Origin of the sequence: Massilia sp. PWRC2, from assembly GCF_049896725.1 — a bacterium.
In the GTDB taxonomy this organism is placed as follows: Bacteria; Pseudomonadota; Gammaproteobacteria; order Burkholderiales; family Burkholderiaceae_D; genus JAFCUW01.
Genome location: NZ_JAFCUW010000001.1, coordinates 67,664 through 92,030 on the forward strand (window position 1 = coordinate 67,664; position 24,367 = coordinate 92,030).

At 63.8% G+C, this 24,367-nt stretch carries 22 protein-coding genes; 13 read left to right on the forward strand and 9 right to left on the reverse strand.

The genetic code is table 11. From position 1 onward, the window contains the following. Positions 1 to 24: 24 nt before the first annotated feature. Positions 25 to 1,236: a selenoneine synthase SenA gene (gene senA / locus ACP7BZ_RS00325; RefSeq protein WP_426109651.1), complete on the reverse strand. Its 1,212-nt coding sequence runs from the start codon at positions 1,234 to 1,236 to the stop codon at positions 25 to 27. Positions 1,237 to 1,268: 32 nt separating this feature from the next. Between senA and senB the strand changes: the two genes are divergently transcribed. The 3 genes from senB to trpS all read left to right on the forward strand — a co-directional run bounded on the left by senB (position 1,269) and on the right by trpS (position 4,573). Then, positions 1,269 to 2,273 carry a selenoneine biosynthesis selenosugar synthase SenB gene (gene senB, locus ACP7BZ_RS00330; protein ID WP_426109652.1) on the forward strand — a complete coding sequence of 335 codons (1,005 nt, stop codon included), beginning with the start codon at positions 1,269 to 1,271 and terminating at the stop codon, positions 2,271 to 2,273. After that, entirely contained in the window at positions 2,270 to 3,343 is a 1,074-nt protein-coding gene (gene selD, locus ACP7BZ_RS00335; RefSeq protein WP_426109653.1) for a selenide, water dikinase SelD, read from the forward strand. The genes senB and selD overlap by 4 nt, the downstream gene beginning before the upstream one ends. 192 nt (positions 3,344 to 3,535) lie before the next feature. Continuing rightward, on the forward strand, positions 3,536 to 4,573 hold the full coding sequence (trpS, locus tag ACP7BZ_RS00340; RefSeq protein WP_426109654.1) for a tryptophan--tRNA ligase: 1,038 nt from the start codon (positions 3,536 to 3,538) through the stop codon (positions 4,571 to 4,573). Positions 4,574 to 4,602: 29 nt separating this feature from the next. Here trpS and ybaL read toward each other — a convergent pair whose 3' ends face one another. After that, positions 4,603 to 6,321 (reverse strand): YbaL family putative K(+) efflux transporter, encoded by a 1,719-nt coding sequence (gene ybaL, locus ACP7BZ_RS00345; protein WP_426109655.1) that lies wholly within the window; start codon positions 6,319 to 6,321, stop codon positions 4,603 to 4,605. A gap of 545 nt (positions 6,322 to 6,866) precedes the next feature. Here ybaL and leuA point away from each other — a divergent pair. From leuA to ACP7BZ_RS00365, 4 genes are all read left to right on the forward strand, one after another. Further along, complete coding sequence (gene leuA / locus ACP7BZ_RS00350) at positions 6,867 to 8,546, forward strand: 2-isopropylmalate synthase (RefSeq protein ID WP_426109656.1); 1,680 nt, start codon at positions 6,867 to 6,869, stop codon at positions 8,544 to 8,546. A gap of 95 nt (positions 8,547 to 8,641) precedes the next feature. Further along, positions 8,642 to 9,568: an ABC transporter ATP-binding protein gene (locus ACP7BZ_RS00355; protein WP_426109657.1), complete on the forward strand. Its 927-nt coding sequence runs from the start codon at positions 8,642 to 8,644 to the stop codon at positions 9,566 to 9,568. A gap of 16 nt (positions 9,569 to 9,584) precedes the next feature. Further along, positions 9,585 to 10,346, forward strand: coding sequence for an ABC transporter permease (locus ACP7BZ_RS00360; protein WP_426109658.1), 762 nt, complete (start codon positions 9,585 to 9,587; stop codon positions 10,344 to 10,346). 155 nt (positions 10,347 to 10,501) lie between these two features. Next, positions 10,502 to 11,131 carry a LysE family translocator gene (locus tag ACP7BZ_RS00365; RefSeq protein ID WP_426109659.1) on the forward strand — a complete coding sequence of 210 codons (630 nt, stop codon included), beginning with the start codon at positions 10,502 to 10,504 and terminating at the stop codon, positions 11,129 to 11,131. A gap of 20 nt (positions 11,132 to 11,151) precedes the next feature. Here ACP7BZ_RS00365 and ACP7BZ_RS00370 read toward each other — a convergent pair whose 3' ends face one another. The 4 genes from ACP7BZ_RS00370 to egtD form a co-directional block, all read right to left on the reverse strand. Further along, positions 11,152 to 11,877, reverse strand: coding sequence for a haloacid dehalogenase type II (locus ACP7BZ_RS00370; protein WP_426109660.1), 726 nt, complete (start codon positions 11,875 to 11,877; stop codon positions 11,152 to 11,154). Positions 11,878 to 12,263: 386 nt separating this feature from the next. Continuing rightward, on the reverse strand, positions 12,264 to 13,214 hold the full coding sequence (locus tag ACP7BZ_RS00375; protein WP_426109661.1) for a YihY/virulence factor BrkB family protein: 951 nt from the start codon (positions 13,212 to 13,214) through the stop codon (positions 12,264 to 12,266). A gap of 1 nt (position 13,215) precedes the next feature. Beyond that, on the reverse strand, positions 13,216 to 14,460 hold the full coding sequence (gene egtB, locus ACP7BZ_RS00380; RefSeq protein WP_426109662.1) for an ergothioneine biosynthesis protein EgtB: 1,245 nt from the start codon (positions 14,458 to 14,460) through the stop codon (positions 13,216 to 13,218). 1 nt (position 14,461) lies between these two features. Continuing rightward, entirely contained in the window at positions 14,462 to 15,442 is a 981-nt protein-coding gene (gene egtD / locus ACP7BZ_RS00385) for an L-histidine N(alpha)-methyltransferase (protein WP_426109663.1), read from the reverse strand. A gap of 312 nt (positions 15,443 to 15,754) precedes the next feature. Here egtD and ACP7BZ_RS00390 point away from each other — a divergent pair, with 312 nt between their 5' ends. The 6 genes from ACP7BZ_RS00390 to ACP7BZ_RS00415 all read left to right on the forward strand — a co-directional run bounded on the left by ACP7BZ_RS00390 (position 15,755) and on the right by ACP7BZ_RS00415 (position 20,876). Beyond that, on the forward strand, positions 15,755 to 16,642 hold the full coding sequence (locus tag ACP7BZ_RS00390) for a putative selenate ABC transporter substrate-binding protein (RefSeq protein WP_426109664.1): 888 nt from the start codon (positions 15,755 to 15,757) through the stop codon (positions 16,640 to 16,642). 25 nt (positions 16,643 to 16,667) lie between these two features. After that, complete coding sequence (locus tag ACP7BZ_RS00395) at positions 16,668 to 17,489, forward strand: phosphonate ABC transporter ATP-binding protein (protein WP_426110482.1); 822 nt, start codon at positions 16,668 to 16,670, stop codon at positions 17,487 to 17,489. A 4-nt stretch (positions 17,490 to 17,493) separates the two neighbouring features. Further along, positions 17,494 to 18,345 (forward strand): PhnE/PtxC family ABC transporter permease, encoded by an 852-nt coding sequence (locus ACP7BZ_RS00400; RefSeq protein WP_426109665.1) that lies wholly within the window; start codon positions 17,494 to 17,496, stop codon positions 18,343 to 18,345. Positions 18,346 to 18,374: 29 nt separating this feature from the next. Beyond that, positions 18,375 to 19,160, forward strand: coding sequence for a phosphonate ABC transporter, permease protein PhnE (gene phnE, locus ACP7BZ_RS00405; protein WP_426109666.1), 786 nt, complete (start codon positions 18,375 to 18,377; stop codon positions 19,158 to 19,160). A gap of 600 nt (positions 19,161 to 19,760) precedes the next feature. Next, complete coding sequence (locus tag ACP7BZ_RS00410) at positions 19,761 to 20,417, forward strand: ABC transporter ATP-binding protein (protein ID WP_426109667.1); 657 nt, start codon at positions 19,761 to 19,763, stop codon at positions 20,415 to 20,417. Positions 20,418 to 20,588: 171 nt separating this feature from the next. After that, a complete protein-coding gene (locus tag ACP7BZ_RS00415) occupies positions 20,589 to 20,876 on the forward strand; it encodes a hypothetical protein (RefSeq protein ID WP_426110484.1) in 288 nt (95 codons plus the stop codon). A 124-nt stretch (positions 20,877 to 21,000) separates the two neighbouring features. On the opposite strand, the gene ACP7BZ_RS00420 is transcribed toward ACP7BZ_RS00415, so the two are convergent. From ACP7BZ_RS00420 to ACP7BZ_RS00430, 3 genes are all read right to left on the reverse strand, one after another. Next, a complete protein-coding gene (locus ACP7BZ_RS00420) occupies positions 21,001 to 21,549 on the reverse strand; it encodes a hypothetical protein (protein WP_426109668.1) in 549 nt (182 codons plus the stop codon). 78 nt (positions 21,550 to 21,627) lie between these two features. Continuing rightward, positions 21,628 to 23,085 carry a Ppx/GppA phosphatase family protein gene (locus ACP7BZ_RS00425; protein ID WP_426109669.1) on the reverse strand — a complete coding sequence of 486 codons (1,458 nt, stop codon included), beginning with the start codon at positions 23,083 to 23,085 and terminating at the stop codon, positions 21,628 to 21,630. A gap of 113 nt (positions 23,086 to 23,198) precedes the next feature. Continuing rightward, on the reverse strand, positions 23,199 to 24,362 hold the full coding sequence (locus tag ACP7BZ_RS00430) for a GGDEF domain-containing protein (RefSeq protein ID WP_426109670.1): 1,164 nt from the start codon (positions 24,360 to 24,362) through the stop codon (positions 23,199 to 23,201). Positions 24,363 to 24,367 lie beyond the last annotated feature (5 nt).

The following is a 24,367-nucleotide window of genomic DNA, read 5'->3' on the forward strand; positions in this document are numbered from 1 at the left end:
TGAGTAACAATTGGTCAAACGGCGTCAAACTGCACAAGTGCGAAATCCAACCAGCAAATCATCGCGCTGCGGCTGGTAAAAATTGCGAAAGCGCGGGTCGCGCAGGCGCGCCGGTGTGGCCACCGAGGCGCCGCGCAGCACCTGGTGACTGCTAAACCACGGCGCCGAGTATTCGCCGTAGCGGTCCGGCATAAAACCCGGGTACGGCTCGAACGGCGAGGCGGTCCACTCCCACAGGCTGCCCCAGCGCAGGCCGACCATGGCCGACGTCGCGGCGTATTCCCATTCGGCTTCGAGCGGCAGGCGGCGCCCGGCCCAGGCGCAGTACGCTTGCGCCTCATACAGGTTCACATGGCGCACCGGTTCACCGAGCGCCAGCGTGGCCGGGCGGCCGAAGCGCACGCTGCGCCACTGGCCAGCGGCGCCATCGCGCTGCCAGTAGCGTGGCGACGAGCGCTCCTGCCCCATCAGCCAGGCGCTGCCCGCAGCGCTCCAGAACTGGCCATGCTGATAGCCGCCATCGTCGACGAAATCCATGTACTGGGCGTTCGTTACCAGGGCTGCATCGATACGAAACGGCGCCACATAACAGGCCATCGGTGGCTGCTCGTTGTCGAAGCTGAAGCCCTTGCCCGCACCTTTGCCCAGCACCATGCTGCCACCGGGATAGCCGATATCGCCCGCGCGGCTGGCAGCGGGCGTATCGGTAGCGATGTGGGCAGGCGGCGCCACCCCCAGCGTCTGCATGGTAAACAGCAGCGCTTCGCCGTGCATGTCTTCGTGGGCCAGCGCCAGCCGATAGGGGTAGAGGGCGGCGTCCGTGTCGGCTTCGCGCAGCAGTTTGTCGAGCACGCGGTCGAGTACTTCGCGACAATAAGTTTTCAGGGCGCCGGCGGCCGGCAGGTCGAGCGTCCAGCGGGCGCGGTGCGGCACCAGGTTCGAGTCGAACCAGTCGTCGCCCTGCGACAGCAGCGACGGCCGCTGCGCCGCCGCCGGATGGGTTGACAAGGCGTCGCGCAAGATGAACCACTCGGCGAACCAGGCGATATGACCCAGTTCCCACAGGGGCGGGTTGATGATCTGCAAGTGCGGCACGCGCGCGAGCACGTCGAGTCCTTCAGCGGCGTAGGCATCGAACAGGGTCAGCGTATAATTTCGCGCAGCCTGCAAGGCTTCGGCCAGCTGCTGCGGATTGGCGCGGCGCAGGGAAGTGGTGGTGTCGGTGGAGGGATTCATGGGCAGATTGTAGCGATTTTTATGGAACCCGAATGGCAGCCAAACGCATCACCATCGTCAGCCCCGCCACCAGCGCCCACAACAATGGCAACTGGCAGACCGCCAGCCGCTGGGCAGCCATGCTGGGCACGCGCCACCAGGTCGACATCGTGCAGCAATGGAGCGACGCCGACGGCGCGCCCGACCTGCTCATTGCCCTGCACGCCCGGCGTGCAGCAGCGCCACTGGCAGCGTTTTGCAGCGCCTATCCAAGCCGCCCCGCCGCGCTGGTGTTGACCGGCACCGACCTGTATCGCGATATCGCCGTCGATGCCAGTGCCCAGGCTTCGCTGGCCTACGCCACGCAGCTGGTGCTGCTGCAGCCGGCCGGACTGGCGCTGCTGCCGGCGCCGATGCGCGCGCGCGCGCGGGTGATCTTCCAGTCGGCGCCGACGCTGACACGGCCGCCACCAATGACGGGCGTGGCCAGCGCACCGCAAATTATCATGATCGGCCACCTGCGCGCCGAAAAAGACCCGGCCACCTTCATGGCCGCCGCCGCCCTGGTCAAGGCGCCCGGCGTGCGCCTGCTGCACCTCGGCGGCGCCCTCGACGCCGCGCTGGGCCAGCAGGCCGCCGCCACCGCGCGCGCCAACCCGCGCTACCGCTGGCGCGGTAACCTGCCGCATGCGCAGGCGCGCGAGCTGCTGCGCCACAGCGCGGCGATGGTGATCGCCTCGACCATGGAGGGCGGCGCCAACGTCATCATCGAAGCGGTCACCTGCGGCGTGCCGGTGATCGCCAGCGACATCAGCGGCAACCGCGGCATGCTGGGCGACGATTACGGCGCCTACTTTGCAGCCGGCGACGCCGTCGCGCTGGCCGCGCTGATCGACCGCTGCCTGACGGACGCGCCGTTCTACGCCCGCCTGCTGGCCCAGTGCGCCGTCCGCGCCGCCCTGTTCACGCCGGCTGCCGAGCAAGCGGCGCTGTTGCAATTAGTGGATAATCTGTGCGATCCGGCGCAAGCCCCCCTCCAGCCACAGGAAGCACCATGACCTCCCCTACTGCACCCATCGTCACCACTGCCGCGCCCATCAAGCTGACGTCGTTTTCGCACGGCGGCGGCTGCGGCTGCAAAATTGCGCCCGGCGTGCTGTCCGAAATCCTGAAACACTCGAGCGGCTTTGCCATCCCCAAAGAACTGATGGTCGGCATCGAGACGGCCGACGACGCCGCCGTCTACAAGCTCAATGACGAGCAGGCGCTGATCGCCACCACCGATTTCTTCATGCCCATCGTCGACGATCCCTTCGACTTTGGCCGCATCGCCGCCACCAATGCCATCTCCGACGTCTATGCCATGGGCGGCACCCCCATCATGGCGCTGGCGCTGGTGGGCATGCCCATCGATAAGCTGCCGCTGGAAACCATCGGCCTGATCATCAAGGGGGGCGAATCGATGTGCGCCGAAGCGGGCATTCCGATCGCCGGCGGCCACACCATCGACTCGGTCGAACCGATCTACGGTCTGGTGGTGCTGGGCCTGGTGCACCCGTCGAAGGTCAAGCGCAATGCCGGCGCCAAAGATGGCGACGTGCTCATCCTGAGCAAACCACTGGGCGTGGGCGTGCTGTCGGCGGCCCTCAAAAAAGGCGTGCTGGGCGACGACGGCTACCGCGCCATGATAGACAACACCACCAAGCTCAACAAACCGGGCAAGGCGCTGGCCGAGATGGATGATGTGCACGCGCTGACCGACGTCACCGGCTTTGGCCTGCTCGGCCACCTGCTCGAACTGGCGCGCGGCGCCACACTGACGGCGCAGCTGACCATGGCCGATATTCCCCTGCTGCCGGGCGTCGAGCAACTGGCCCATGACGGCTATTTTACCGGTGCCTCGGGGCGCAACTGGGATGCGTACGGCAGCGATGTCACCCTGGCGGCCAGCGTCAAGCCAGCCCAGCAAGCCCTGCTGACCGACCCGCAAACCTCCGGCGGCCTGCTGGTGGCGGTGGCGCCCGCCAGCGTCGACGCCGTGCTCGACCTGTTCCGCCGCGAAGGCTTCGGCGAGGCGGCAGTGATCGGCAGCATGGTCAGCGGCACGCCTACGGTAACGGTGGCCTGATCGACCTGCCCCGTCTGCATGCTATACTGGCCGCCATGAAAAACGCACAATCGAATCCGTATTGGTGGCGCGCCTGACCCTGGCGGCCCGTTTTAACACGCACGATTAAACCCGTGATGCCGCCGGACCTGGCGGCATCCTGCAACAGCGGGATCCGCGCAGCGCCGGCGCCATCACTCCACAGGAGTTACGATGTCCGACACCAGCCTGACCACGGTCACCACCGCCCATCCGCCCGTCATCCTCACCGGTGACCGCACCACCGGCCCCCTGCACCTCGGTCACTATCTCGGTTCACTGCGCACCCGCGTCGAGCTGCAGCACAGCCACCGCCAGTTCCTGCTGCTGGCCGATGCCCAGGCCATGACCGACAACGTCGGCAAGCACCAGAAGGTGACCGACAATGTCATCGAAGTGGCGCTCGACTACCTGGCCGCCGGCATCGATCCGGCCAAATCGACCATCTTCATCCAGTCGCAGGTGATCGAACTGGCCGAACTGACCCAGTACCTGATGAACCTGGTGACGGTGGCGCGCCTCGAACGCAATCCCACCATCAAGCAGGAAATCGTGCTGCGCGGTTTTGAGCGCGATATCCCGGCGGGCTTCCTGGTCTACCCGGTCAGCCAGGCAGCTGACATCACCGCATTCAAGGCGACACTGGTGCCGGTAGGCGACGACCAGCTGCCGATGATCGAGCAAACCAATGAGCTGGTGCGCAAATTTAACGCCACCGTTGGCCAAGAGGTGCTGGTCGAAGCGAAAGCGGTGCTCTCGAGCGTGACGCGCCTGCCCGGCACCGACGGCAAGGCCAAGATGAGCAAATCGCTGGGCAACTCGATCGCCCTGGGCGCCTCCGCCGACGAGATTTCCAAGGCCATCAAGATGATGTACACCGACCCCAATCACCTGCGCGTGGACGATCCCGGCCAGGTCGAGGGCAACGTGGTGTTTTCTTTCCTCGACGCGTTCGAGCCCGACACCGCCATGGTCGACGAACTCAAAGCCCACTACCGCCGCGGCGGGCTCGGTGACAGCGTGCTCAAGAAAATGCTCAACGAGCGCCTGCAGGAAGTGATCGCGCCGATCCGCGCCGAACGCCAGCGCCTGGCGGCCGACCGCGGCGAAATGCTGGCTGTACTCAAGCGGGGCACCTACAAGGCACGCGAGACGGCGGCGCAGACGCTGTCCGAAGTCAAGGCCGCACTCGGCCTGAATTACTTCGACTAAATTACTTCGACTAAATTACTTCGATTAATTTACTTCGACCGGCCGGCCGCGTGGCCGGCCGCTGCCGGCTGTAACTGTTCGAGCACGAAACTGGCCATGCTATCGGCCAGCACGTGTTCGCCAAAAAACACCTTGCCCGCCTGCTCCTTGCGCAGCAGTTCGGTTTCCGACTGGCTGTGCGAGCGCAGCACCGTGCCGATCTGCGGATTGAGCGCGCGCGCCGTCTCCAGCATGGCGCGCACGCGCGAGGTGTCGGGCGTGGCCACCACCAGCATCGACGCGCGCGCGATGTGGGCCTGGATCAGCACCGCCGCTTCGCCGGCGTCGCCGGCGACCGCCGCGATGCCCTTGCAACGCAATTCTTCCACCAGTTCGCGGTTCTGTTCGGCCACCACGAAATGCACGCCCGCAGCACTCAGTTCGGCGGCAATGCGCTTGCCGACGCGGCCGTAACCGACCAGCACCACCTGGCCCGACAGCTTGGTGTGGTCGGTGGTCTCCGGCAGGCCGGCCAGCGGATCATCGCTTCGCTCCATCTTGCGCGCCAGCGCCGACTTGGTGCGTATCCATTTTTGCAGCGGCTCGACGGCGGCAAACAAGAGCGGATTGACGGCAATCGAAATAATGGCGCCGGCCAGGATCAGGCTCTGTCCTTCGACCGGCAGCAGCTTGAGCTGCATGCCCACCCCGGCCAAGATAAAGGAAAACTCGCCGATCTGCGCCAGGCTGGCCGACACCGTCAGCGCCGTATTGAGCGGATAGCGCAGCGCCACGACCAACAGGCCCGCCGCCAGCGATTTACCAAAAATGACGACGACGATCACTGCCAGCAGCTGCAGCGGCATGTCGACCAGCACGCGCGGATCGAACAGCATGCCCACCGAGACAAAAAACAGCACGGAGAAGGCGTCGCGCAGGGGCAGCGATTCCTGGGCGGCGCGGTGGCTCAAGTCCGATTCGCGCAGCACCATGCCGGCAAAGAAGGCGCCCAGCGCGAACGACACGCCGAAAATCGCCGAAGAGCCATAGGCGATGCCGACCGCTGCCGCAATCACGCACAGGGTAAACATTTCGCGCGAGCCCGTCTTGGCCACCCGCCACAGCAGCCACGGAAACAGCTTGCGTCCGACGATCAGCATGAAGGCGATAAACGCCCCCACCTGCAGCAGGGTCAGGCCGATGGTTTGCCACAGCGGTTTGCTGCTGTCGCCGCCGTCGCCGCCGAGGATGCCCGCCAGCGCCGGCAGCAGCACCAGCATCAGCACCGTCACCAGGTCTTCCACCACCAGCCAGCCGACCGCAATGCGGCCGTTGAGCGAATCGAGGATGCCCTTGTCTTCCAGCGCGCGCAGCAGCACCACCGTGCTGGCCACCGACAGCGCCAGGCCGAACACCAGGCCGGCGCCAAAACTCCAGCCCCACCAGTGCGCCAGTCCCGCTCCCATGGCGGTGGCGACGACGATTTGCAGCACCGCCCCCGGCAGCGCCACTTTTTTCACTTCCATCAAATCCTTGATGGAAAAATGCAGGCCGACGCCAAACATCAGCAACATCACGCCGATTTCTGACAGCTGGCTGGCGAGGTCGACATCGGCAACAAAACCGGGCGTGGCCGGGCCGATCAGCACGCCGGCGGCCAGATAGCCGACCAGGGCGGGCAGGCGCAATTTGAGCGCGAGCATGCCAAACAGCAGGCCAAAACCGAGGGCGGCAGCGATGGTGGTGATGAGGCTCAGGTTATGGTGCATCGAATCCTTTCAACATGCGTGTTCGTTTAGCGTGTTCATTTTTACCGCCTCGATCAATGCATCTTAACTTACCGCGATGGCTGCCGCCGTCACGCCACACCTCACCCCGGCAGCGCCCGCCTGTCAACAGACTGCTTGACAATCGGCGCCCCCTTGCCGTACATTCAGGTCATGTCCCCGACTCCGCACCTGTCCACTTCCCTACCGCTCGCTGGCGTGCTATCGCTAGCGACGCTACTAGCTGCCCGCGCGTAATTCACCCGCAGTGCGCCGCCCGGCTACCCGCCAGGCACCCAGGCTCCCAGGCTGACCCGTTTAGCCGCCCCGGAAAGTGTGACCCGATGTTCCCGACCAGCACCCCAGAACCATTTGCGCTTTGCCCGTCGCCACGCCAGCCCGGCCGCGCCCACGCCTGGCCGTCGCCGTTGTCGCTACTGCTACCGACCGGTTGCCTGGCCTAGCGTTCCGTGGCCGCCCGGCAACCTGTCGCCACCGCCGCACAGCGTCCCCACCCACTACCGCACACCAATTGCAGGAGCCTGACCATGATGTTGCAAAACCCCGCCGCCAAATACCGTCCCTTCCCTGCCATCGCCTTGCACGACCGCACCTGGCCCGGCAAAACCATCACCCATCCGCCAATCTGGATGAGCACCGACCTGCGGGATGGCAACCAGGCGCTGATCGAGCCGATGAGTCCAGAAAAGAAATTGCGGTTTTTCGAGATGCTGGTGCAAATCGGCCTGAAAGAAATCGAAGTGGGATTTCCCTCGGCCTCGCAGACCGACTTCGATTTTGTGCGCAAGCTCATCGATGAAAACCGCATCCCCGACGATGTCACCATCATCGTGTTGACCCAGTCGCGTGACGAGCTGATCCGCCGGACGGTCGACTCGGCGGTCGGCGCCAAACGCGCCATCGTCCACCTGTACAACTCGGTGGCGCCGGTGTTCCGCCGCGTGGTGTTCAATATGAGCCGTGAAGAAATCACCCAGATCGCCGTCACCGGCACCCAGCTGGTCAAGGATCTGGTGGCCAGCCACCCGGAAACCGAATGGGGCTTTGAATATTCGCCCGAATCGTTTTCCACCACCGAACTGGATTTTTCGCGCGATATCTGCAACGCCGTCAGCGCCGTCTGGCAACCGACCGTCGAGCGTAAGATGATTTTCAATTTGCCGTCCACCGTCGAATGCAGCACGCCCAACGTCTACGCCGACCAGATCGAGTGGATGGGCCGCCACCTCAACAACCGCGCCGCGATCATCATCAGCGTGCACCCGCACAATGACCGCGGCACCGCCATCGCTTCGGCCGAACTGGCCGTGATGGCCGGCGCCGACCGCGTCGAAGGCTGCCTGTTCGGCAACGGCGAGCGCACCGGCAACGTCGACCTGGTCACCCTGGCGATGAATCTGTACACCCAGGGCGTCCATCCGGGCCTGGATTTTTCCGACATCGATGCGGTGCGCCAGGTGGTCGAGGAATGCAACCAGTTGCCGGTGCATCCGCGTCACCCGTACGTGGGCGACCTGGTGTTCACGGCGTTTTCCGGTTCGCACCAGGATGCCATCAAGAAGGGCTTTGCCCAGCAAAAGCCGGACGGCTTGTGGGAAGTGCCGTATCTGCCGATCGATCCGGCCGACCTCGGCCGCAGCTACGACGCCGTCATCCGCGTCAACAGCCAGTCCGGCAAGGGCGGCATGGCTTATCTGCTCGAGCAGGAATTCGGCTTGCAGCTCCCGCGCCGCCTGCAGATCGAGTTTTCCCGGGCCGTGCAAAAAGTGGCCGATGCCAGCGGCCGCGAAGTCGCTGCCGCCGACATTCACGCCATTTTCACCCGCGAGTATTTTGAGCAGACCACGCCCTTTGCTTACGCCAGCCACAAGATGGTGGAAGACACCAGCAATGCCGAGCCGGTGCAGATCGAAGTGGCGCTGCATGAAAACGGCGCGCCGATTGCCCGCAAGGGTGGCGGCAATGGTCCGATCGACGCCTTCGTGGCCGCGCTGGGCCTGGACATCAAGCTGATGGATTACCACGAGCACTCGATCGGCTCAGGCGCCAACGCGCGCGCCGCCTGCTACGTCGAACTGCGGCTGGCCAACGGTCCGACCCTGTTCGGCGCCGGCATCGATAGCAATATCGTCACCGCCTCGTTCAAGGCGGTGCTCAGCGCCGTCAACCGCCAGCTGGCGATGGGCGACAACCGCGCCGTGGCGTGATGGCAGGCTAAGGCAAGGCCCGCCGGTCCGCTGGCGCGCCACGCCGGGTGAGCAGTTCGTCTACAATCGACGTCTTCTCACCGGCAAAGCGCGCAATGACCCCGATCATTTCAGTAAAACAGCTCTCGAAGGTCTACGAATCAGGGCATCACGCCTTAAAATCGATCGACCTCGACATCCGCAAGGGCGAAATCTTCGCCCTGCTCGGCCCCAACGGCGCCGGCAAGACCACCCTGATCAACACCATCTGCGGCATCATCAATCCCAGCAGCGGCACCGTGCTGGCCGACGGCCACGATATCATCACCGATTACCGCGCCGCCCGCAGCAAGATCGGCCTGGTGCCGCAGGAACTGGCCACCGATGCCTTCGAATCGGTACGCGCCACCGTTGCCTTGAGCCGCGGCATTTTCGGCAAGCCGCCCAACCCCGCCCACATCGAAAAGCTGCTGCGCCAGTTATCGCTGTGGGACAAGCGCGACGCCCGCATCATGACCTTGTCGGGCGGCATGAAGCGGCGCGTGATGATCGCCAAGGCCCTCTCGCACGAGCCGCAGATCCTGTTCCTCGACGAACCCACCGCCGGTGTCGACGTGGTGCTGCGGCGCGATATGTGGGAGATGGTGCGCGGCTTGCGCGAGCAGGGTGTCACCATCATTCTGACCACCCACTACATCGAAGAAGCCGAGGAAATGGCCGACCGCATCGGCGTCATCCGCAAGGGTGAAATCATGCTGGTGGAAGACAAAAAAGTGTTGATGCAAAAGCTGGGCAAGAAGCAGCTGACCTTGCACCTGCAGCGCCCGCTGGCCGCGATCCCCGCTGACCTGGCGCTGCACACGCCGGAGCTGTCGCTGTCGTCCGATGGCAGCGAACTGGTGTACACCTTCGACGCTGCCGGCGCCGACACCGGCATCACCGACCTGTTCCGCCGCCTGGGCGAGCACCGCATCGATTTCAAGGACATCCAGTCCAAGCAGAGCTCGCTCGAAGAAATTTTTGTCAACCTGGTCGAAAACTGAGATGGAACCGTTCCGCATGAATATTTACGCCATCCGCGCCCTCTACCAGTTTGAAATGGCGCGCACCTGGCGCACGCTGATGCAAAGCATCGCTTCGCCCGTCATTTCCACCTCGCTGTATTTCGTCGTGTTCGGCGCCGCCATCGGCAGCCGCATGGTCGAAGTCGATGGGGTGCGCTACGGCGCCTTCATCGTGCCCGGCCTGATCATGATGTCCTTGATGACGCAAAGCGTGGCCAACGCCTCGTTCGGTATCTACATGCCCAAATTCTCCGGCACCATTTACGAGATTTTATCGGCGCCCGTGTCGGCCCTCGAGATCGTGCTGGGTTACGTCGGTGCGGCCGCCAGCAAGTCGGTCATCCTCGGCATCCTGATTTTGGCCACCGCGCGCTGCTTCGTCGAATTCGACATCGCCCACCCGGTCTGGATGATGGTATTCATGGTGCTCACCGCGATTGCGTTCAGCCTGCTCGGCTTCATCATCGGCATCTGGGCTGATGGCTTCGAGAAGGTGCAGATCGTGCCGATGCTGGTGATCACGCCGCTGTCGTTTTTGGGTGGCAGCTTTTATTCGCTGTCGATGTTGCCGCCCATGTGGCAAAAGGTCGCCCTGTTCAACCCCGTGGTCTACCTGATCAGCGGCTTTCGCTGGAGTTTTTACGGCGTCGCCGATGTCAGCATCGGCATCAGCGTGGCCATGGGACTGGCCCTGCTGGCCGTGTGCATGGGGGCGATCTGGTGGATTTTTAAGACCGGCTACAAGCTGCGCGCCTGACCATGGCGACAGGGCGCGGCAGGGGGCGCGGCGGTGCCGGCCGCGCCGTGTGCACAAATTGCACAGCTTGGCCACCGATCGCAGCTTGCCATTGCTAATTTGCAATTAGTCCAAGTAAAATAAAGCGCTCTGACCTCACCTGGAAAACCGCCATCATGACGCTCTCCACCTGGCTCCTGTACGTCGCCGCCGTGCTCGTGCTGACCATCACCCCAGGGCCCAGCGTCCTGATGTGCATTTCGACCTCAGTCAACCTGGGAGTGCGCAAAGCGCTGATCGCCTCGCTGGGCAGCACGACGGCGATTGTCGGCATCATGATGCTGTCGGCCCTGGGTTTGGGAACCGCACTGGCCGCCTCTGAAACCTTGTTTACTGCGATCAAGTGGCTGGGCGCCGCCTATCTGGCCTATCTGGGGATCAGCTCACTGTTTTCAGCGAGCAGCGAGATCGCGGTCTCCGGTGCAGTGGCATCGTCGACTTCCGCGCGCCTGTTTGGACAGGGATTTCTGGTCGGCGCCAGCAACCCCAAGGCGCTGCTGTTCTTCGGCGCCCTGTTTCCGCAATTTATTATTCCGGCATCGCCACAGGCCCCCCAGTTCCTGCTGCTGGGCGCAACCTTTTTGTTTTTCGAGCTGGGATGGCTGACCGTCTACGCGCTGTCTGCAGCACGCGCCAAGCGCTGGCTGCAGCAACCCCGGCGCGCCAAACTGTTCAATCGCGCCACCGGCGTGGTCTTTCTGGTCGCCGCTGCAGTGCTCGCCAGCAGCAAGCGCAGCGCAAGCTGATCGCTTGCAGCGGACACAGCTCAGGCCACCGGCGCCATGTCGGCGGGTGGCACCGGGTCGGCCTTCTCAAAATTGCCCAGCATCCAGTCGGCCATCGACAGCAAGTCTTCCGTCACCACCGTCGGCGTCGCGCCCAGCACGTCGAACGGTCCCAGCGCGCGGTTGACCCAGCAAGTGCCAAAGCCGGCCAGGCTGGCGGCACTGGCATCCCAACCGTTGGCCGAGACGAACAGAATCTGCTCGCGCGGCAGCCCCATGCGGCGTTCGCACAGGTCATACACTTTTGGGTGCGGCTTGAACACCTGGACATCTTCGGCGCTGATCAGTTCATCGAACGCCCAGCCCATGCCGGAATTGTTGATGACCTGGGCAATCGACTTGTGCGAACCATTCGAGATGATCCCCAGCGGGATGCCGGCATCCTTGAGCAGGTGCAGCGCCGCTTCGGTGTCGGCATGCGGCGCCAGCCGCAGATAGTGGTCGTTGAGCACGATCGCCATGTCTTCTTCCAGCGGCAGGCCCAGCGCGGCGCAGGCGAAGCCAAGCGCATCGCCCGTCACCACTTCGAAATTGAGGTACTTGTCCATCAGGCTGCGCAGCCAGGTGTATTCGAGCTGCTTCTGGCGCCACAGCTGCGACAGTGCCATGCCCTTGCCGGGAAAGGCTTGCTCGCAAACGCCGGCGACCGAATGGACGTCGTACAAGGTGCCGTAAAGATCGAAAACGATGCCGCGATATGGTTTCATGAGGTAACAGGCAGTTCTGAATCTGCTAACTTTACCATCCCTGAGCTTGCCATAGCGCACTGTTCATCTTCAATTTCTCATGCCGAGTGCGCTTCAAGCGAAAAAGCAGACGAAAAAAAAGCCCGCCGAAGCGAGCTCTGTTCCAATGTAGTACCAATGCTTTAATCGTGTCTCAGGCGCCCATGCTATCTGCGTGGTGCGTTGATGTGTAAATCGACCAACGTATTCGGAATTACAAAACCTGGCTTGTCGCGACTGTCTACGGGTTCCGCGTTACACCCGCGGTCTCCGAGGCACAACGCCCTGGCTGGCCAAAGAAAGCAGAACTTCCCTCAGCACAAACCGGAGTATAGCAGGGTTTTGTGCGATGCAGCAAAGTATTTGATCTATTCTGCCCGAGGGGTGATCAGCGGCACCGGCTCGCTGCCCTTGCCATCCCGGCCCACCTGCTCGTATTCGGCAATCACCTGCGCGCCCATCAGCAAAAGGGTGGCGCCGATCTCCAGGCTGAACATGACGACGATGGCGGTGGTCATCGAGCCATACACCACGTTCACCTGCGACAGCGTGGTGAAATACCAGACCAGCACATGGCGCGCTGCTTCCCACAGCAGGGCGGCGGTCACCCCGCCGATGAGCGCGTGGGCATACGACAGCCGCCCCACCGGCATGACCAGGTAGATCGAGGTGAGCACAAGAATTTCGCCACCCAGCCCCAGCAGGTAGAGCAGCGCGCCGGAGACCCCCTTGAGCGACCAGTCGGCGCCAAACAGGCGCACGCTCTCGGTGCCGATCACCTGCAATGAGCCGGCCACCACGGTGACCAGCATGACGCCCACGCCCAGTGCCACGATGTAACAGTACGGCAGAATGGCCGACACCAGGTAGTGGCGTCGCTTGACCGACACCCGGTGCACAAAAATGACGCTCATGGCGTTTTCCAGCACGGTAAACGCCAGCGAACTAAAAAACAGCATGGTGGCGCCCAGCACCCAGGTGATGAGATCGCGGTGGTCGAGAAAATGGGCGACTTCGGCGGTGATCGAGCTGCTCTGGCTGGGCACCAGGTATTCGAGATAGCGCCGCAGGGTCGACAGCAGCTCTTGCTGGTCGATGAAGTGCGACAGCACCACCACCGCCAGCATCAGGAAAGGCACGATCGATAGCAGCGCGTAATAGGCGACGGCGCCGGCCAGCAGCAAGCCCTGGTTGGCGCGAAAGGCCTTCAGTACCTGCCAGACAAAGGCCAGCGGATGGGCCAGAATATAGGCGTTGGCGCGCCGGTTGAGCAGCTTGGCCGGCGATAGCTGGTGTAATTGCGGCAGGTGAAATTCCATGTTAGTGGGCCAGGCGGATACCACTCATTTGCCAGCGCGCGCCCGCTGGAAAGAAGTTGCGGTAACTGCGGCGCGCGTGGCCGGCCGGGGTGGCGCACGACGAGCCGCGCAGCACATACTGGTTGAGCATGAATTTGCCGTTGTATTCGCCCAGCGCGCCCGGCGCGGTGGCGTAACCGGGGTACGGCGCGTAACTGCTGCTGGTCCATTGCCAGCAGTGGCCGAACAGCTGGCGCAGTCGTTCATCCGCCGGGCTCATTGCCGAGGTAACGGCAAGCTCCCATTCGGCCTCGGTGGGCAGGCGCAGGCCGCACCAGTTGGCGTAGGCGTCCGCTTCGTACAGCGAGATGCAGGTGAGCGGGCGGGCGCCATCGAGCCGCTGCAAACCGTGCAGGGTGAACTCGTGCCACTGGCCGTCGTCGTCGCGCTGCCAGTACAGGGGATGCTGCCAGCCGTTCTTGCTGACCACGTCCCAGCCCTCAGCCAGCCACAAGGACGGATCGCGATAGCCGCCGGCATCGATAAAAGCGGCAAATTCGCCATTGCTTACCAGGCGGTCGGCCAGCGCGAACGGTTCGACGAACACGCGGTGACGGGGCAACTCGTTATCGAAGCAAAAGCCGTCACCATCAAAACCCATGCTGCACACGCCGCCATCAAAGGCCACCATGGTCAGCGGCGTGGCCACAGCCGGCGCTGGCGCGCTGCTGTCGTAGGCCGGGTGCATGGCATTGTGCGACAGCAGGTGCAGCACATCGGTGAGCAATAATTCCTGGTGCTGCTGTTCGTGCTGCAGGCCCAGTTCAAGCAACGCCATCAGTTCGGTCGGGACGGGCGGGCCGGCCTTATTGGCATGCGCATCGGCAAACGCATCGGCAAACGAATCAAGCAAGCGCACGATGCGCCCGTCGACATCGGCGCGCCATTGCCGCACTTCGGCCATCGATGGGCGCGTGAGCAGGCCGCGCAAGGCGCGCGGGTGGCGCGCGCCGATGCCGTTGTAATAGGAGTTGAACAGGAAACGAAACGCTGGATGAAAGGGCGCAAAGTGCGCTTCCAGCGGTTCGAGGATGAAGGTTTCAAAAAACCAGGTGGTGTGGGCCAGGTGCCATTTGACGGGGCTGGCGTCGGCCATCGACTGCGCGCCGCAATCTTCGTCCGACAGCGGCGCGGCCAGTGCCAGCGAACGCTGGCGCACAGTCGTAAAACGTGCGAGGCAGGCCAATGCTTGCGCAGATGCCGCCATGTTATTGGCCGATCGCGCGGGCGTGGATGACGGCGAACCAGCCTTGGGCATCGGTCCACACGCAATTGGCTTGAAAGCCTGCCTGTTCGAGCAGGCCGACGGCGGCGCTCTGGCGGTACTTGTAACTGTTTTCAGTGTGAATGCGCTCGCCGGCATCGAAACTGCGCGCCCCGCCCGGCCAGCGCACGGTGAGCGCGTGGCGCGCTTCGAGGTGCATTTCGATGCGCGCTTCGGCGCCATTGAAGCGGCCGCGGTGGCGCCACTGGCGCACGTCGAAATCGGTACCGGCCAGGTGATTGAGGTGGCGCAGCAAATTGAGGTTGAAGGCGGCCGTTACGCCAATGGCGTCGTCGTAGGCGGCATCGAGCACGGCGCTGTCCTTGACCAGGTCGACACCAATGAGCACGCCGCCATCATTACCGCATTGGGCGCGCGCGCGGCGCAAAAACGCCACCGCCTCGTCGGGGGTAAAGTTGCCGATCGATGAACCGGGGTAAAAAAACAGTCGCTGCTCAGCCCTGACGCTGGCCGGCAAGGCAAGCTGACTGGAAAAATCGAGCCCCAGGCCCAGCATGTCGATGGCAGCAAAACGCTGTTGCAGGCCAGCGAGTGCCTCGTGCAAAAAATCGGCGGAGATATCGATGGCGACATACTGCGCCGGCTGCAACAGGGGGAACAGCGCGGCCGCCTTGGCGCAGTTGCCGGCCCCGAGGTCGATCAAGGTGCTGCCAACGCCAATCGCGCGTGCCATGGCCTCGCCGTGGGCGGCAAAAATGGCCGCTTCGGTGCGCGTCGGATAGTACTCGGGCAGCTCGCAGATGGCTTCGAACAGGCGCGAACCGAGTGCATCGTACAGAAACTTCGGCGACACCTGCGCCTGCGCCGCGGCCAGGCCGGCAACGATTTCGGCGACGACAGCTGCGCTGCCATGGACAAGGGAATGGGGGGCAAGCTGGGGAGCGGTCGTCGTATCAGGCGGCATGGGCAGGCTTTGGGTGATGGGACAATCGGGACAATCGGGACAATCGGAACAGCGCCGTCAATCAGGCGCGTAAAGCACTTACAGCACGTACAACAGGCGCATCGCAGCGCGCGCGCAAACCGCACGGGACACCACGGCGCTGCACGACAGACCGCGTCCGGGCCAGCCCGATGGCAACGCTCCCTGCGTCTCGGCGTCTGTTTTTGTTATGATAGCTGAATACGCATTTTTATAACGCCTGCCAATTCTATCGTGCCACCAGCGGCACGGTGCGTGGGGGCGCCCTTAACTACTTCTCGTCAGAAAGGGCTTATGAGCCACTTTTCCGCCCTCCGCACCCTCAAGCACCTGCTCGGCGCCACTGCTGCTGCCGGTCTCATGTTTGCTGCCAGCACCGTTGCCGCGCAAAACACCCCGGGCGTCCTGCGCGTGACCGCCATTCCCGACGAAAACCCCACTGAATTGCAGCGCAAATTCAAGCCGCTGGGCGACTACCTGGCCAAGGCCACCGGCCTCAAGGTCGAATTTACCCCGGTCACCGATTATGCCGCCTCGGTCGAGGGTTTGATCAACAAGCGCGTCGACATGGTGTGGTTTGGCGGCTTCACCTTCGTCCAGGCGAACGTGCGCAGCAAGGGCCAGATCACGCCACTGGTGCAGCGCGCCGAAGATGAAAAATTCCGCTCGGTTTTCGTCACCACCAGCAAGGACATCACCAAGCTGGAAGACCTCAAAGGCAAAACGCTGTCGTTCGGTTCCGAGTCGTCCACTTCCGGCCACCTGATGCCCCGTTACTACCTGCTGGCCGCCAAGATCAATCCAGATACCGATCTGAAACGCATCGCCTTTTCCGGCGCCCACGACGCCACCGTCGCCGCAGTCGGCGGCGGCAAGGTCGATGCCGGCGCGCTGAATATCTCCGTATGGGAAAAACTGGTCGCCGAGAAAAAGGTCGATCCGGCTGTGGTGCGCGTGTTCTACACCACCCCCGGCTACTTTGACTACAACTGGAGCGTGCGCACCGACATGGACCCGGTCTTGAAGAAAAAGATCACCGACGCCTTCCTGGCGCTGGACAAGTCGACCGCTGAAGGCAAAGAGATTCTCGAACTGCAGCGCGCCAGCAAGTTCATTCCGACCAAGGCCAGCAACTACGGCGACATCGAAAAAGCGGCGCACAACGCCGGCCTGCTCAAGTAAGCCTGGTTTGACGGTGTCCACTGACATGCCGCCCTGCTACCGCCTGCAGCAACTGACGGTGCAGCACCTGGCCGGCGGCGCCGGTGCGCCGGCGCTGCACGCGATCGACCTGCTGGTCGAACAGGGCGAGCAGCTGGCCATCATCGGCCCGTCCGGCGCTGGCAAGACCACCCTGCTGGCGACCCTGTCGTGCAGCAACAAGCCGGTCAGCGGCGTGCTGCAACTGTTCGGCGTCGACCCGTGGGCGCTGAGCGAAGGCGCACGCCACCGGCTGCGCGCACGCCAGTGCCTGGCGCCACAAACGCCGCCACTGCCGCCACGCCAGCGCGTGGTGACCGCCGTGCTGGCAGCGCGCCTGCCGCAGTGGACCCTGTGGCAGGCATTCGCCTCGCTGATCAAGCCGGCCGACCCGCAGGCGGCGTTCGAGGCCCTGCAGCGCTTTGGCCTGGGCGACAAACTGTATGCGCGGGTCGACCGGCTCTCCGGCGGCGAACGCCAGCGCTGCGGCCTGGCGCGCCTGCTGCTGTCGAACGCCGACGCCTTTCTGGTCGACGAGCCGCTGTCGGCGCTCGACCCCACCTTGTCGCAACTGACCATCGCCACCTTGCAGCAGGAAGCAGGCGCGCGCAACGCCACCCTGATGTGCAGCCTGCACCAGGTCGATGTGGCACGCGCCTGCTTTCCCCGCATCGTCGGTCTGCGCGCCGGCCGCATCGTGTTCGACCTGCCGCGCGAGCAGGTCACCGATGCCATGATCACCGCCCTCTACCACAACGACGCAGCGCACACCGATGTCCCTGTTGCGCCCGCGGCGCCAGCGCGGCTGGCTGTTGGCGCCTGCCTGTAAGCGCATGACGCGTCTGATGATGGCGGCCACGCCAGCGACCCGCGCACCCGCCGATCCGGCCCTGCGCGCGCGCCTGCAGGCCGCCATCGTGTTCGTGCTGCTGTTGTGGCCCATGCTGGTCTACTCAGAATTTAAGCCTTGGCTGCTGCTGGATGCCCAGAGCCTGGTGGCCACGCGCCGCTTCCTGGCGCAATTTCTCCATCCAGCCTACGACGCCGAATTCTTGCGCATGGTGCTGATCAATACCTGGCAAACGGTGGCCATGGCCAGCGCCGGCCTGACGCTGGCGCTGCTGGGAGCAATTCCCGCCACCCTGATCGTCACTGAACGCCTGTCCATTTCGCGCCTGGGTACGGGCCGCACGCGCGCCGCCGCGGCCTTGCTGCGCCAGGCCGTGCGCGCGCTGCTGGTGTTGCTGCGCAGCGTGCCCGAGCTGGTATGGGCGCTGCTGTTCGTGCGCGTCATTGGCCTCGGCCCCACCGCTGGCGTGCTGGCGATCGCCCTCACCTACAGCGGCATGCTGGGCAAGGTGTATGCGGAAATTCTGGAATCATCCGACGCGCATGCCACCGACACCCTGCTTGCCAGTGGCAGCGGACGACTCGGTGCGCTGCTGTTCGGCGCCCTGCCGGAGGCGGCCTCGGAACTGGTGTCGTACACCGTCTATCGCTGGGAATGCGCGATCCGCGGTTCGGCCGTGATGGGCTTTGTGGGCGCTGGCGGTCTCGGTCAGCGCATGGACGAATCGACCCGCAACATGGCCGGTGGCGAAGTGGCGACCATGCTGATCGTGTTTGTGCTGTTGGTCGCGCTGGCTGATCTGGTGTCGAAAATGCTGCGCCGGAGGCTCGCTTGAGCGCCCCGCGGCGGGCCTCAAGGTCAAGCATGGCGGGCATGCCGGCTGCGCCGCGGCGGCAGCCCTCGACCTGGCTGCTGATCAGCGCGCTGATCGCGCTGGTGCTGGCCAGTTTCGCCAGCCTGCCCTTGCAGTTCGCCGAGTTCTTTACGGCGGCGGCCTGGTCGACCACCGCCGAATTTCTCAGCGGCTTTGCGCCGCCCGAAATGGCCACCCCGTTCTTGCTTAAAACCTTGCATGCCACCATCGAGACGCTGTCGATGTCGGCGCTGGGCACCCTGCTGGCGGTGATCGCCGGCCTGGCGCTGGCGCTGCCGGCAGCGGGCAAATTCGGCGCCGCGCCGCGCGCTGCCGTGCGCGCCCTGCTCAATGTGCTGCGTTCGATTCCCGAACTGGTGTGGGCCTCGATGATGCTGGTGGCAGCCGGCCTGGGACCGTTCGGCGGCACCCTGGCGCTGGCGCTGCACACCGCCGGCGTGCTGGGACGGCTGTTTGCCGACGCCCTCGAAAACGCTGAACCGCTGGCCCAGCAAACCCTGATCACCAATGGCGCCGCACCGCTGCCGGCATTTTTCTACGCTACCTTTCAGCAGACCTTGCCGCAGATGCTGTCGTACACCCTGTACCGCTGGGAAAACAATATCCGCGCCGCCGCCGTGCTGGGCGTGGTGGGCGCCGGTGGCCTGGGGCAGATGCTCAAGTATCACCTGTCGCTGTTTCAGATGCAGGATGCGGCCACCGTCATCATCGCCATGCTGCTGCTGGTGGCGCTGGTCGATGGCATGAGTTTTTGGTTGAGGCGGAAAGTAAAATAATCAAACAAAAGTAAAAACCCACTTTTGTTTGGACTATTCAGAAAAGCCAAGGGAAACCGCCTTCGAGGCCAAGGATGAATGGGGACATTTACCTGGCAGAGCCAGGCAAATTTTAGGCAATGCAAAACCGCGTCTGAATTTGGTTCGCCTCGGGGAAAACTGCGGACACAATGCGCACGCCGCTCTTGTGGAGCCGTTGCAGCGCTTGCTGATGGGGGGGACTGGCACCGCAGGGTGCCCGTCCCGCATGTGCTTCGCGCTAATCTTAAAACATGTCCCACTTCACGTTGTCCACGTTGTCAGCTAAGCCTTTACTGCTGGCGCCGTCAATCCGCCCGCCGGCGGGACAGCAATCGCCTGCAGCGCTGACCACTTCGGTTGAATCGTCACCAACCGTGCGTGCGATCCCGGCTCGAGCATGCTAATCGCCTCAAGCAGCACCTTCGCATGGTCAATTGACTCGTCAATTCAAAAATCGTCATTGTGACAATGAATGGTCCGCTGCCGGTTCGGCGTTGCGATTCGGCCCGTTGCCGCGGCCGACCCGATCACGGCGGCGCTGTTATGCTGGCGCTCTTGTTAACATTGACGGCGGCTTGCATGCTTGAACTTCGCGATTTGCGCAAATCTTACCAGGGGCGTGCCGTACTGCACGGCCTGACGCACCGCTTCGGCGCCGGCCAGTTCGTCGCCATCATGGGCGAATCGGGGGTCGGCAAATCGACGCTGCTTAACATCATCGCCGGCCTCGACTCGCCTGACAGCGGCGCCGTCATCATCGACGGCCAGTCGATGGCGGGCCTGGACGACGATGCCGCCACCGCCCTGCGCCGCACCCGCATGGGGTTTGTCTTCCAGGCCTTTCACGTCCTGCCGCACCTGACCCTGACCCAGAACGTCGCCCTGCCCCTGCTGCTCAATGGCGGCGGCGCCGAGGCCGCTGCCCAGGCCAGCGCCATGCTCGCCGCGGTCGGCCTGCAGGGACGCGGCGATGACTTTCCGCGCCAGCTGTCGGGCGGCGAAATGCAGCGCGTGGCAATCGCCCGTGCGCTGGTGCACCGGCCGGCGCTGGTGCTCGCTGACGAACCGACCGGCAACCTCGACCCGGAAACGGCCGACGCCATCCTGGCCCTGCTGCGGCGCCAGATCAAGGCCACCGGTGCCACCGCCATCATGGTCACGCATTCTCACGCCGCCGCCGCCCAGGCCGATCAGATCCTCGTATTGTCAACTTTAGGGTTAGATTTGTTGTCTTAGCGACACGTCAAAGTGTGTATTTGTGATTATAACCAGTGAAAAACCTGCCAAAACAGTATGAAACAAGTATTATTTCAAAAGTCCAGGCGGCACAAAAACATCACACAATGTCACGCCGCATGGTCCCGCGATAGATTCGACAAGCCCTATCCCGATCAAAGTGAGGACATCATGAACGTACGGCAAAAGAAACAGGAATTGATCGAAGCGATGAACCGGGCGCGCGCGCTTGAGCCATCGAGTTTTGTGCCGAACCGGCTACTCGACACCTTGATCGAAAAGATGCAGCTGAAAAATGACGCGGAACTGTGCCGCGTGCTGGAAGTGCAGCCCCCCATCGTCAGCAAGATCCGTCACCGCAAGTTGGCAGTGGGCGCGACGATTTTATTGCGCATGCATGAAAAATCAGAACTGAGCATTCGCGATCTGAAAGAACTGGCCAACGCCTCCATGCATTAACGCAAACGCGCCCGCGGCCACAGGGGCCGCAGGCGCGCTTGCCGGTACCGGTTTGTTGGTACCGGTATGTGTTGATATCACAGGGCGCCAGCAGCGCCGTGCTTTACACCTTCTACCTCCCGCCTTACGCCTTTTTTGGCCGCCCGGTTTTCAGCTGCGGCAAATCGCCGAGCACGCGCTGCAGGGTCGCCATGTCCATCTGGCTGATCAGGGCCACGCCGATGCGCAGCAATTCACTTTTCTTGATCTCGAACCCGGCCTTCAGGCAGGCTTTTTTTACCTTGCCCAGCACTTCATATTCGTGTGCCGGCATGGTGAAACTGTCGCGTACCAGGGTGGAGGCGGCCGCTTTTTCGCGCACCGGCTCTGCCGCCGCCACTTTCGACGGCGCCCGTGGCTTGACTGGCTTGATGACTTTGGCCTGCTTGACTTCCTTGATGACCTTGACGGCTTTGACCGCCGCCGCCGCCGGCTTGGCCGCTGCCTTGCCCACTGGCTTGGCAGCCGCCTTCGCTGCCGGCTTGACTGCGGCCTTTACTGCGGGCTTGACTGCGGCCTTCGCCGCCGGCCGGGTTGCGGCCTTCACTGCTGGCTTGGCCAGCGCTTTTGCCGGCGCGGGCGCAGGTGCGGCGTTTTCCGTGGTGGTTTTTTTAGGGGCTGCAGGCTTGCGCATCAGGATCTCCGAAGGTAATTGAACTTAAACAGGTAAACAGTATAGCTTTTTTTCATACGCGCGCTGCGCTCATATCTGTCAGGTACCGCAGCGTACCAGGAAGTCGATATCGACTTCATCCCAGCACTCGCGCTCTTTTTCGATCCAGTACGACACGGTCGGATGGTTGCTGACCCAGTCGCGGCGAATATCGAGTTCGATGCGGTTCTTCATGCGCACGCGCAGCTCGGAAAAATCGGCTTCGATACGCGCGTGCATCAACAGGATGGCCAGGCGCAGCGCCAGCACCGCCTTGGCAAAATCGGGATCCGTCAAACTGTCGCCGATCTTGCGCAGATTGCCTTTTTGCGCCACCACCAGGCGCGCCATGGCTTTCTGTTCGCGCGCGGTGAACCCCGGCAGATCGGCGTTTTCGATAATGTAGGCTGCATGCTTGTGGTAGCCCGTGTGCGACACCAGCATGCCAATTTCATGCAGCCGCGCGCTCCATCCGAGCAGCTTGACGTAGCCGTCGGCGGCCGGCTTGAGCTGCGCGTACAGCGCCTGCGCCTCGCGCGCCACCCGTTCGCCGCGCGCCGGATCGGCGTGAAACTGCAGCGCCATCTGGCGCACCGAATCGTCGCGGCGGTCGCGGTGCATGGCGCGCGCGTACAGGTCCCACATGACGCCCATGCGCAGACCCGCTTCGATCGGCTGCAGGGTATCGACGCCCATTTCCATCATCACCGCGATCAGGATCGCCAGCCCGCCAATGACAGTGGCGGCGCGGTCGGGCTTGAGGCCGGCCAGATCGATGCGGGCGACGTCGCCGAGGGCGATGAAGCGCAGCTTGAGCGCCTGCAGCGAGACCAGCGACAGGCGGGCGTCGCCGATATTATTGCGGCTGATGACTTCAGCGAGCGAGCGGATGGTGCCCGAGGAACCGTAGGCGCCGCGCCAGAACTGCCGGTGAAACGGCGGCGCCGCGTCTTCGAACTGGCTGCGCGCCGACAGGATGGCCGCTTCAAACGCGCCCGCCTCGATGCGACCACCGGGAAAAAACGTCAGGCTCTGGCGCACCGTGCCGACGCTGAACGATTCAACCCGCTCTATATCGAGCCCCTTGCCGAGGATGACTTCCGTGGAACCGCCGCCGATATCGATGACCAGCCGCCGCTCGTTCGGTGCGGCCAGCGCGTTGGCCACGCCCATATAAATCAGGCGACCCTCTTCCTCGCCCGAGATGATCTCGATCGGGTGGCCGATCGCCTGTTCGGCACGCGGCAAAAACTGCTCGGCATTGTTGGCCAGCCGCAGCGCGGCGGTGCCGACGACGCGTACAGCGTCGAGCGAAAAGCCGGACAGTACCGCGCGAAACGAGCCCAGGCAGGCGAGCGCGGCCTGCATGGCGGGGGCCGTCAGATTGCCCGATTTATCGAGGCCGGCGCCCAGCCGGATCGGCTCGCGCAGGCTTTTGACGACGCGAATCGCTTCGCCGTCATGTTTGCCAATGTGCAGGCGAAAACTGTTTGAACCTAAATCGACTGCTGCGTACATGGACTTTCCTCTTTCGGCGTCGCGGCGGCGGTGCTCCACCGCGCGGCAACCGTATGACTGTAACGGCGTTGCATGACAGCTTGATGACGACGCTGCAGAACGATGCGGTTGAACTAAACGGTTTGCGGCGCCGCTGGCGCGGCCATCACGCAATTGCGGCCCGCCTGCTTGGCGGCCTGCACGGCATCGTCGGCGCGTTTGAAGAGACTGGTGGTGCTGTCATCACCGCGCACGGTGGTGACGCCAAAACTGGCAGTCAGGGCGACCATCGCGCGCGCGCTTTTCGATGGCGTGGCAGCGACCGCAGCGCGCATGCGCTCAGCCACCAGCACGGCGGCGGCCAGCTCGGTGCGCGGCAGCAGGATGGCAAACTCGACGCCCACCAGGCGGCCGATCTGGTCGCTGTCGCGCAGGTGCTGTTTACAAATATCGATGACGGCGTGCAGGGCGGTATCGCCGGCGGCATGGCCATAGCTGTCATTGACGCGCCTGAAGTTGTCGAGGTCGAAGGCGATCAGTGCGGCTGGCACGCCGGGCCGGCGCGCCAGCGCCAGCCACGGCGCCACCGCCATGAAAAAGCCGCGCCGGTTCGACACACCGGTGACCGGGTCCGCCACCTGCAAACGCTCGATTTCCTGCTGCAGGCGTTCGCGCCCGACCAGCAAAAAGCCGAAGGCCCCCAGCACCATCAGCAGGTAAAACGCTGCCGACGCCCACAGTTGCAGCAGGCCGTTGCTGACCCAGCCCCAGCCGCCGGGTGCGACCAGCGCCAGCACCCCGCGCGCCGCCACCAGCACGGCCAGCACGGCGATGGCGATGGCCAAAAAACGGCGCAGCAGGCTCGCTTCGCGCCAGCGCGCAGCAAAGGCGGCGCTGCACGACAGATACGCCGCGCCGGCGATGAGGGCGCCGGCCACCTGGCGCAAGCCCGCCGGGTCGATGGCGTAGCAGGCCAAAAATAGCCCCACCGCCAGTACCAGCGCCCACAAGGTGCGGCGACGCCAGTGCGGCTGACCATTCGCTTCCCACAGGGCACCGGCCTCAAGCGCCACACCAAAAAACAGCAGGCAGTAACCGAGCGGGATGCTCAGCGCGTCCGGCAACACCCCACTCAGACGCAGGTATAGCAGCAACCAGGCGCCGGCCTGCAACTGGCGCGCGCTCAGCCAGATGCGCATCGCCACCGGCTGCGGACGACCGTGCTCATAAAAAAACAGTGCGGCGCACAGGCTCATATTGCCCAGTGCGAGCGCGAGCAGCATGGTCGAAATATCCATCAAGC

Coding starts and splice junctions, on each gene's coding strand:
- senB (WP_426109652.1), top strand. CDS start 1,269: ATGGCAGCCAAACGCATCACCATCGTCAGCCCCGCCACCAGCGCCCAC.
- ACP7BZ_RS00355 (WP_426109657.1), top strand. CDS start 8,642: ATGACCCCGATCATTTCAGTAAAACAGCTCTCGAAGGTCTACGAATCA.
- ybaL (WP_426109655.1), bottom strand. CDS start 6,321: ATGCACCATAACCTGAGCCTCATCACCACCATCGCTGCCGCCCTCGGT.
- ACP7BZ_RS00375 (WP_426109661.1), bottom strand. CDS start 13,214: ATGGAATTTCACCTGCCGCAATTACACCAGCTATCGCCGGCCAAGCTG.
- ACP7BZ_RS00395 (WP_426110482.1), top strand. CDS start 16,668: ATGCCGCCCTGCTACCGCCTGCAGCAACTGACGGTGCAGCACCTGGCC.
- ACP7BZ_RS00420 (WP_426109668.1), bottom strand. CDS start 21,549: ATGCGCAAGCCTGCAGCCCCTAAAAAAACCACCACGGAAAACGCCGCA.
- egtB (WP_426109662.1), bottom strand. CDS start 14,460: ATGGCGGCATCTGCGCAAGCATTGGCCTGCCTCGCACGTTTTACGACT.
- senA (WP_426109651.1), bottom strand. CDS start 1,236: ATGAATCCCTCCACCGACACCACCACTTCCCTGCGCCGCGCCAATCCG.
- ACP7BZ_RS00370 (WP_426109660.1), bottom strand. CDS start 11,877: ATGAAACCATATCGCGGCATCGTTTTCGATCTTTACGGCACCTTGTAC.
- ACP7BZ_RS00415 (WP_426110484.1), top strand. CDS start 20,589: ATGAACGTACGGCAAAAGAAACAGGAATTGATCGAAGCGATGAACCGG.
- leuA (WP_426109656.1), top strand. CDS start 6,867: ATGATGTTGCAAAACCCCGCCGCCAAATACCGTCCCTTCCCTGCCATC.
- egtD (WP_426109663.1), bottom strand. CDS start 15,442: ATGCCGCCTGATACGACGACCGCTCCCCAGCTTGCCCCCCATTCCCTT.
- ACP7BZ_RS00365 (WP_426109659.1), top strand. CDS start 10,502: ATGACGCTCTCCACCTGGCTCCTGTACGTCGCCGCCGTGCTCGTGCTG.
- selD (WP_426109653.1), top strand. CDS start 2,270: ATGACCTCCCCTACTGCACCCATCGTCACCACTGCCGCGCCCATCAAG.
- ACP7BZ_RS00430 (WP_426109670.1), bottom strand. CDS start 24,362: ATGGATATTTCGACCATGCTGCTCGCGCTCGCACTGGGCAATATGAGC.
- ACP7BZ_RS00390 (WP_426109664.1), top strand. CDS start 15,755: ATGAGCCACTTTTCCGCCCTCCGCACCCTCAAGCACCTGCTCGGCGCC.
- ACP7BZ_RS00425 (WP_426109669.1), bottom strand. CDS start 23,085: ATGTACGCAGCAGTCGATTTAGGTTCAAACAGTTTTCGCCTGCACATT.
- ACP7BZ_RS00400 (WP_426109665.1), top strand. CDS start 17,494: ATGACGCGTCTGATGATGGCGGCCACGCCAGCGACCCGCGCACCCGCC.
- trpS (WP_426109654.1), top strand. CDS start 3,536: ATGTCCGACACCAGCCTGACCACGGTCACCACCGCCCATCCGCCCGTC.
- ACP7BZ_RS00410 (WP_426109667.1), top strand. CDS start 19,761: ATGCTTGAACTTCGCGATTTGCGCAAATCTTACCAGGGGCGTGCCGTA.
- phnE (WP_426109666.1), top strand. CDS start 18,375: ATGGCGGGCATGCCGGCTGCGCCGCGGCGGCAGCCCTCGACCTGGCTG.
- ACP7BZ_RS00360 (WP_426109658.1), top strand. CDS start 9,585: ATGAATATTTACGCCATCCGCGCCCTCTACCAGTTTGAAATGGCGCGC.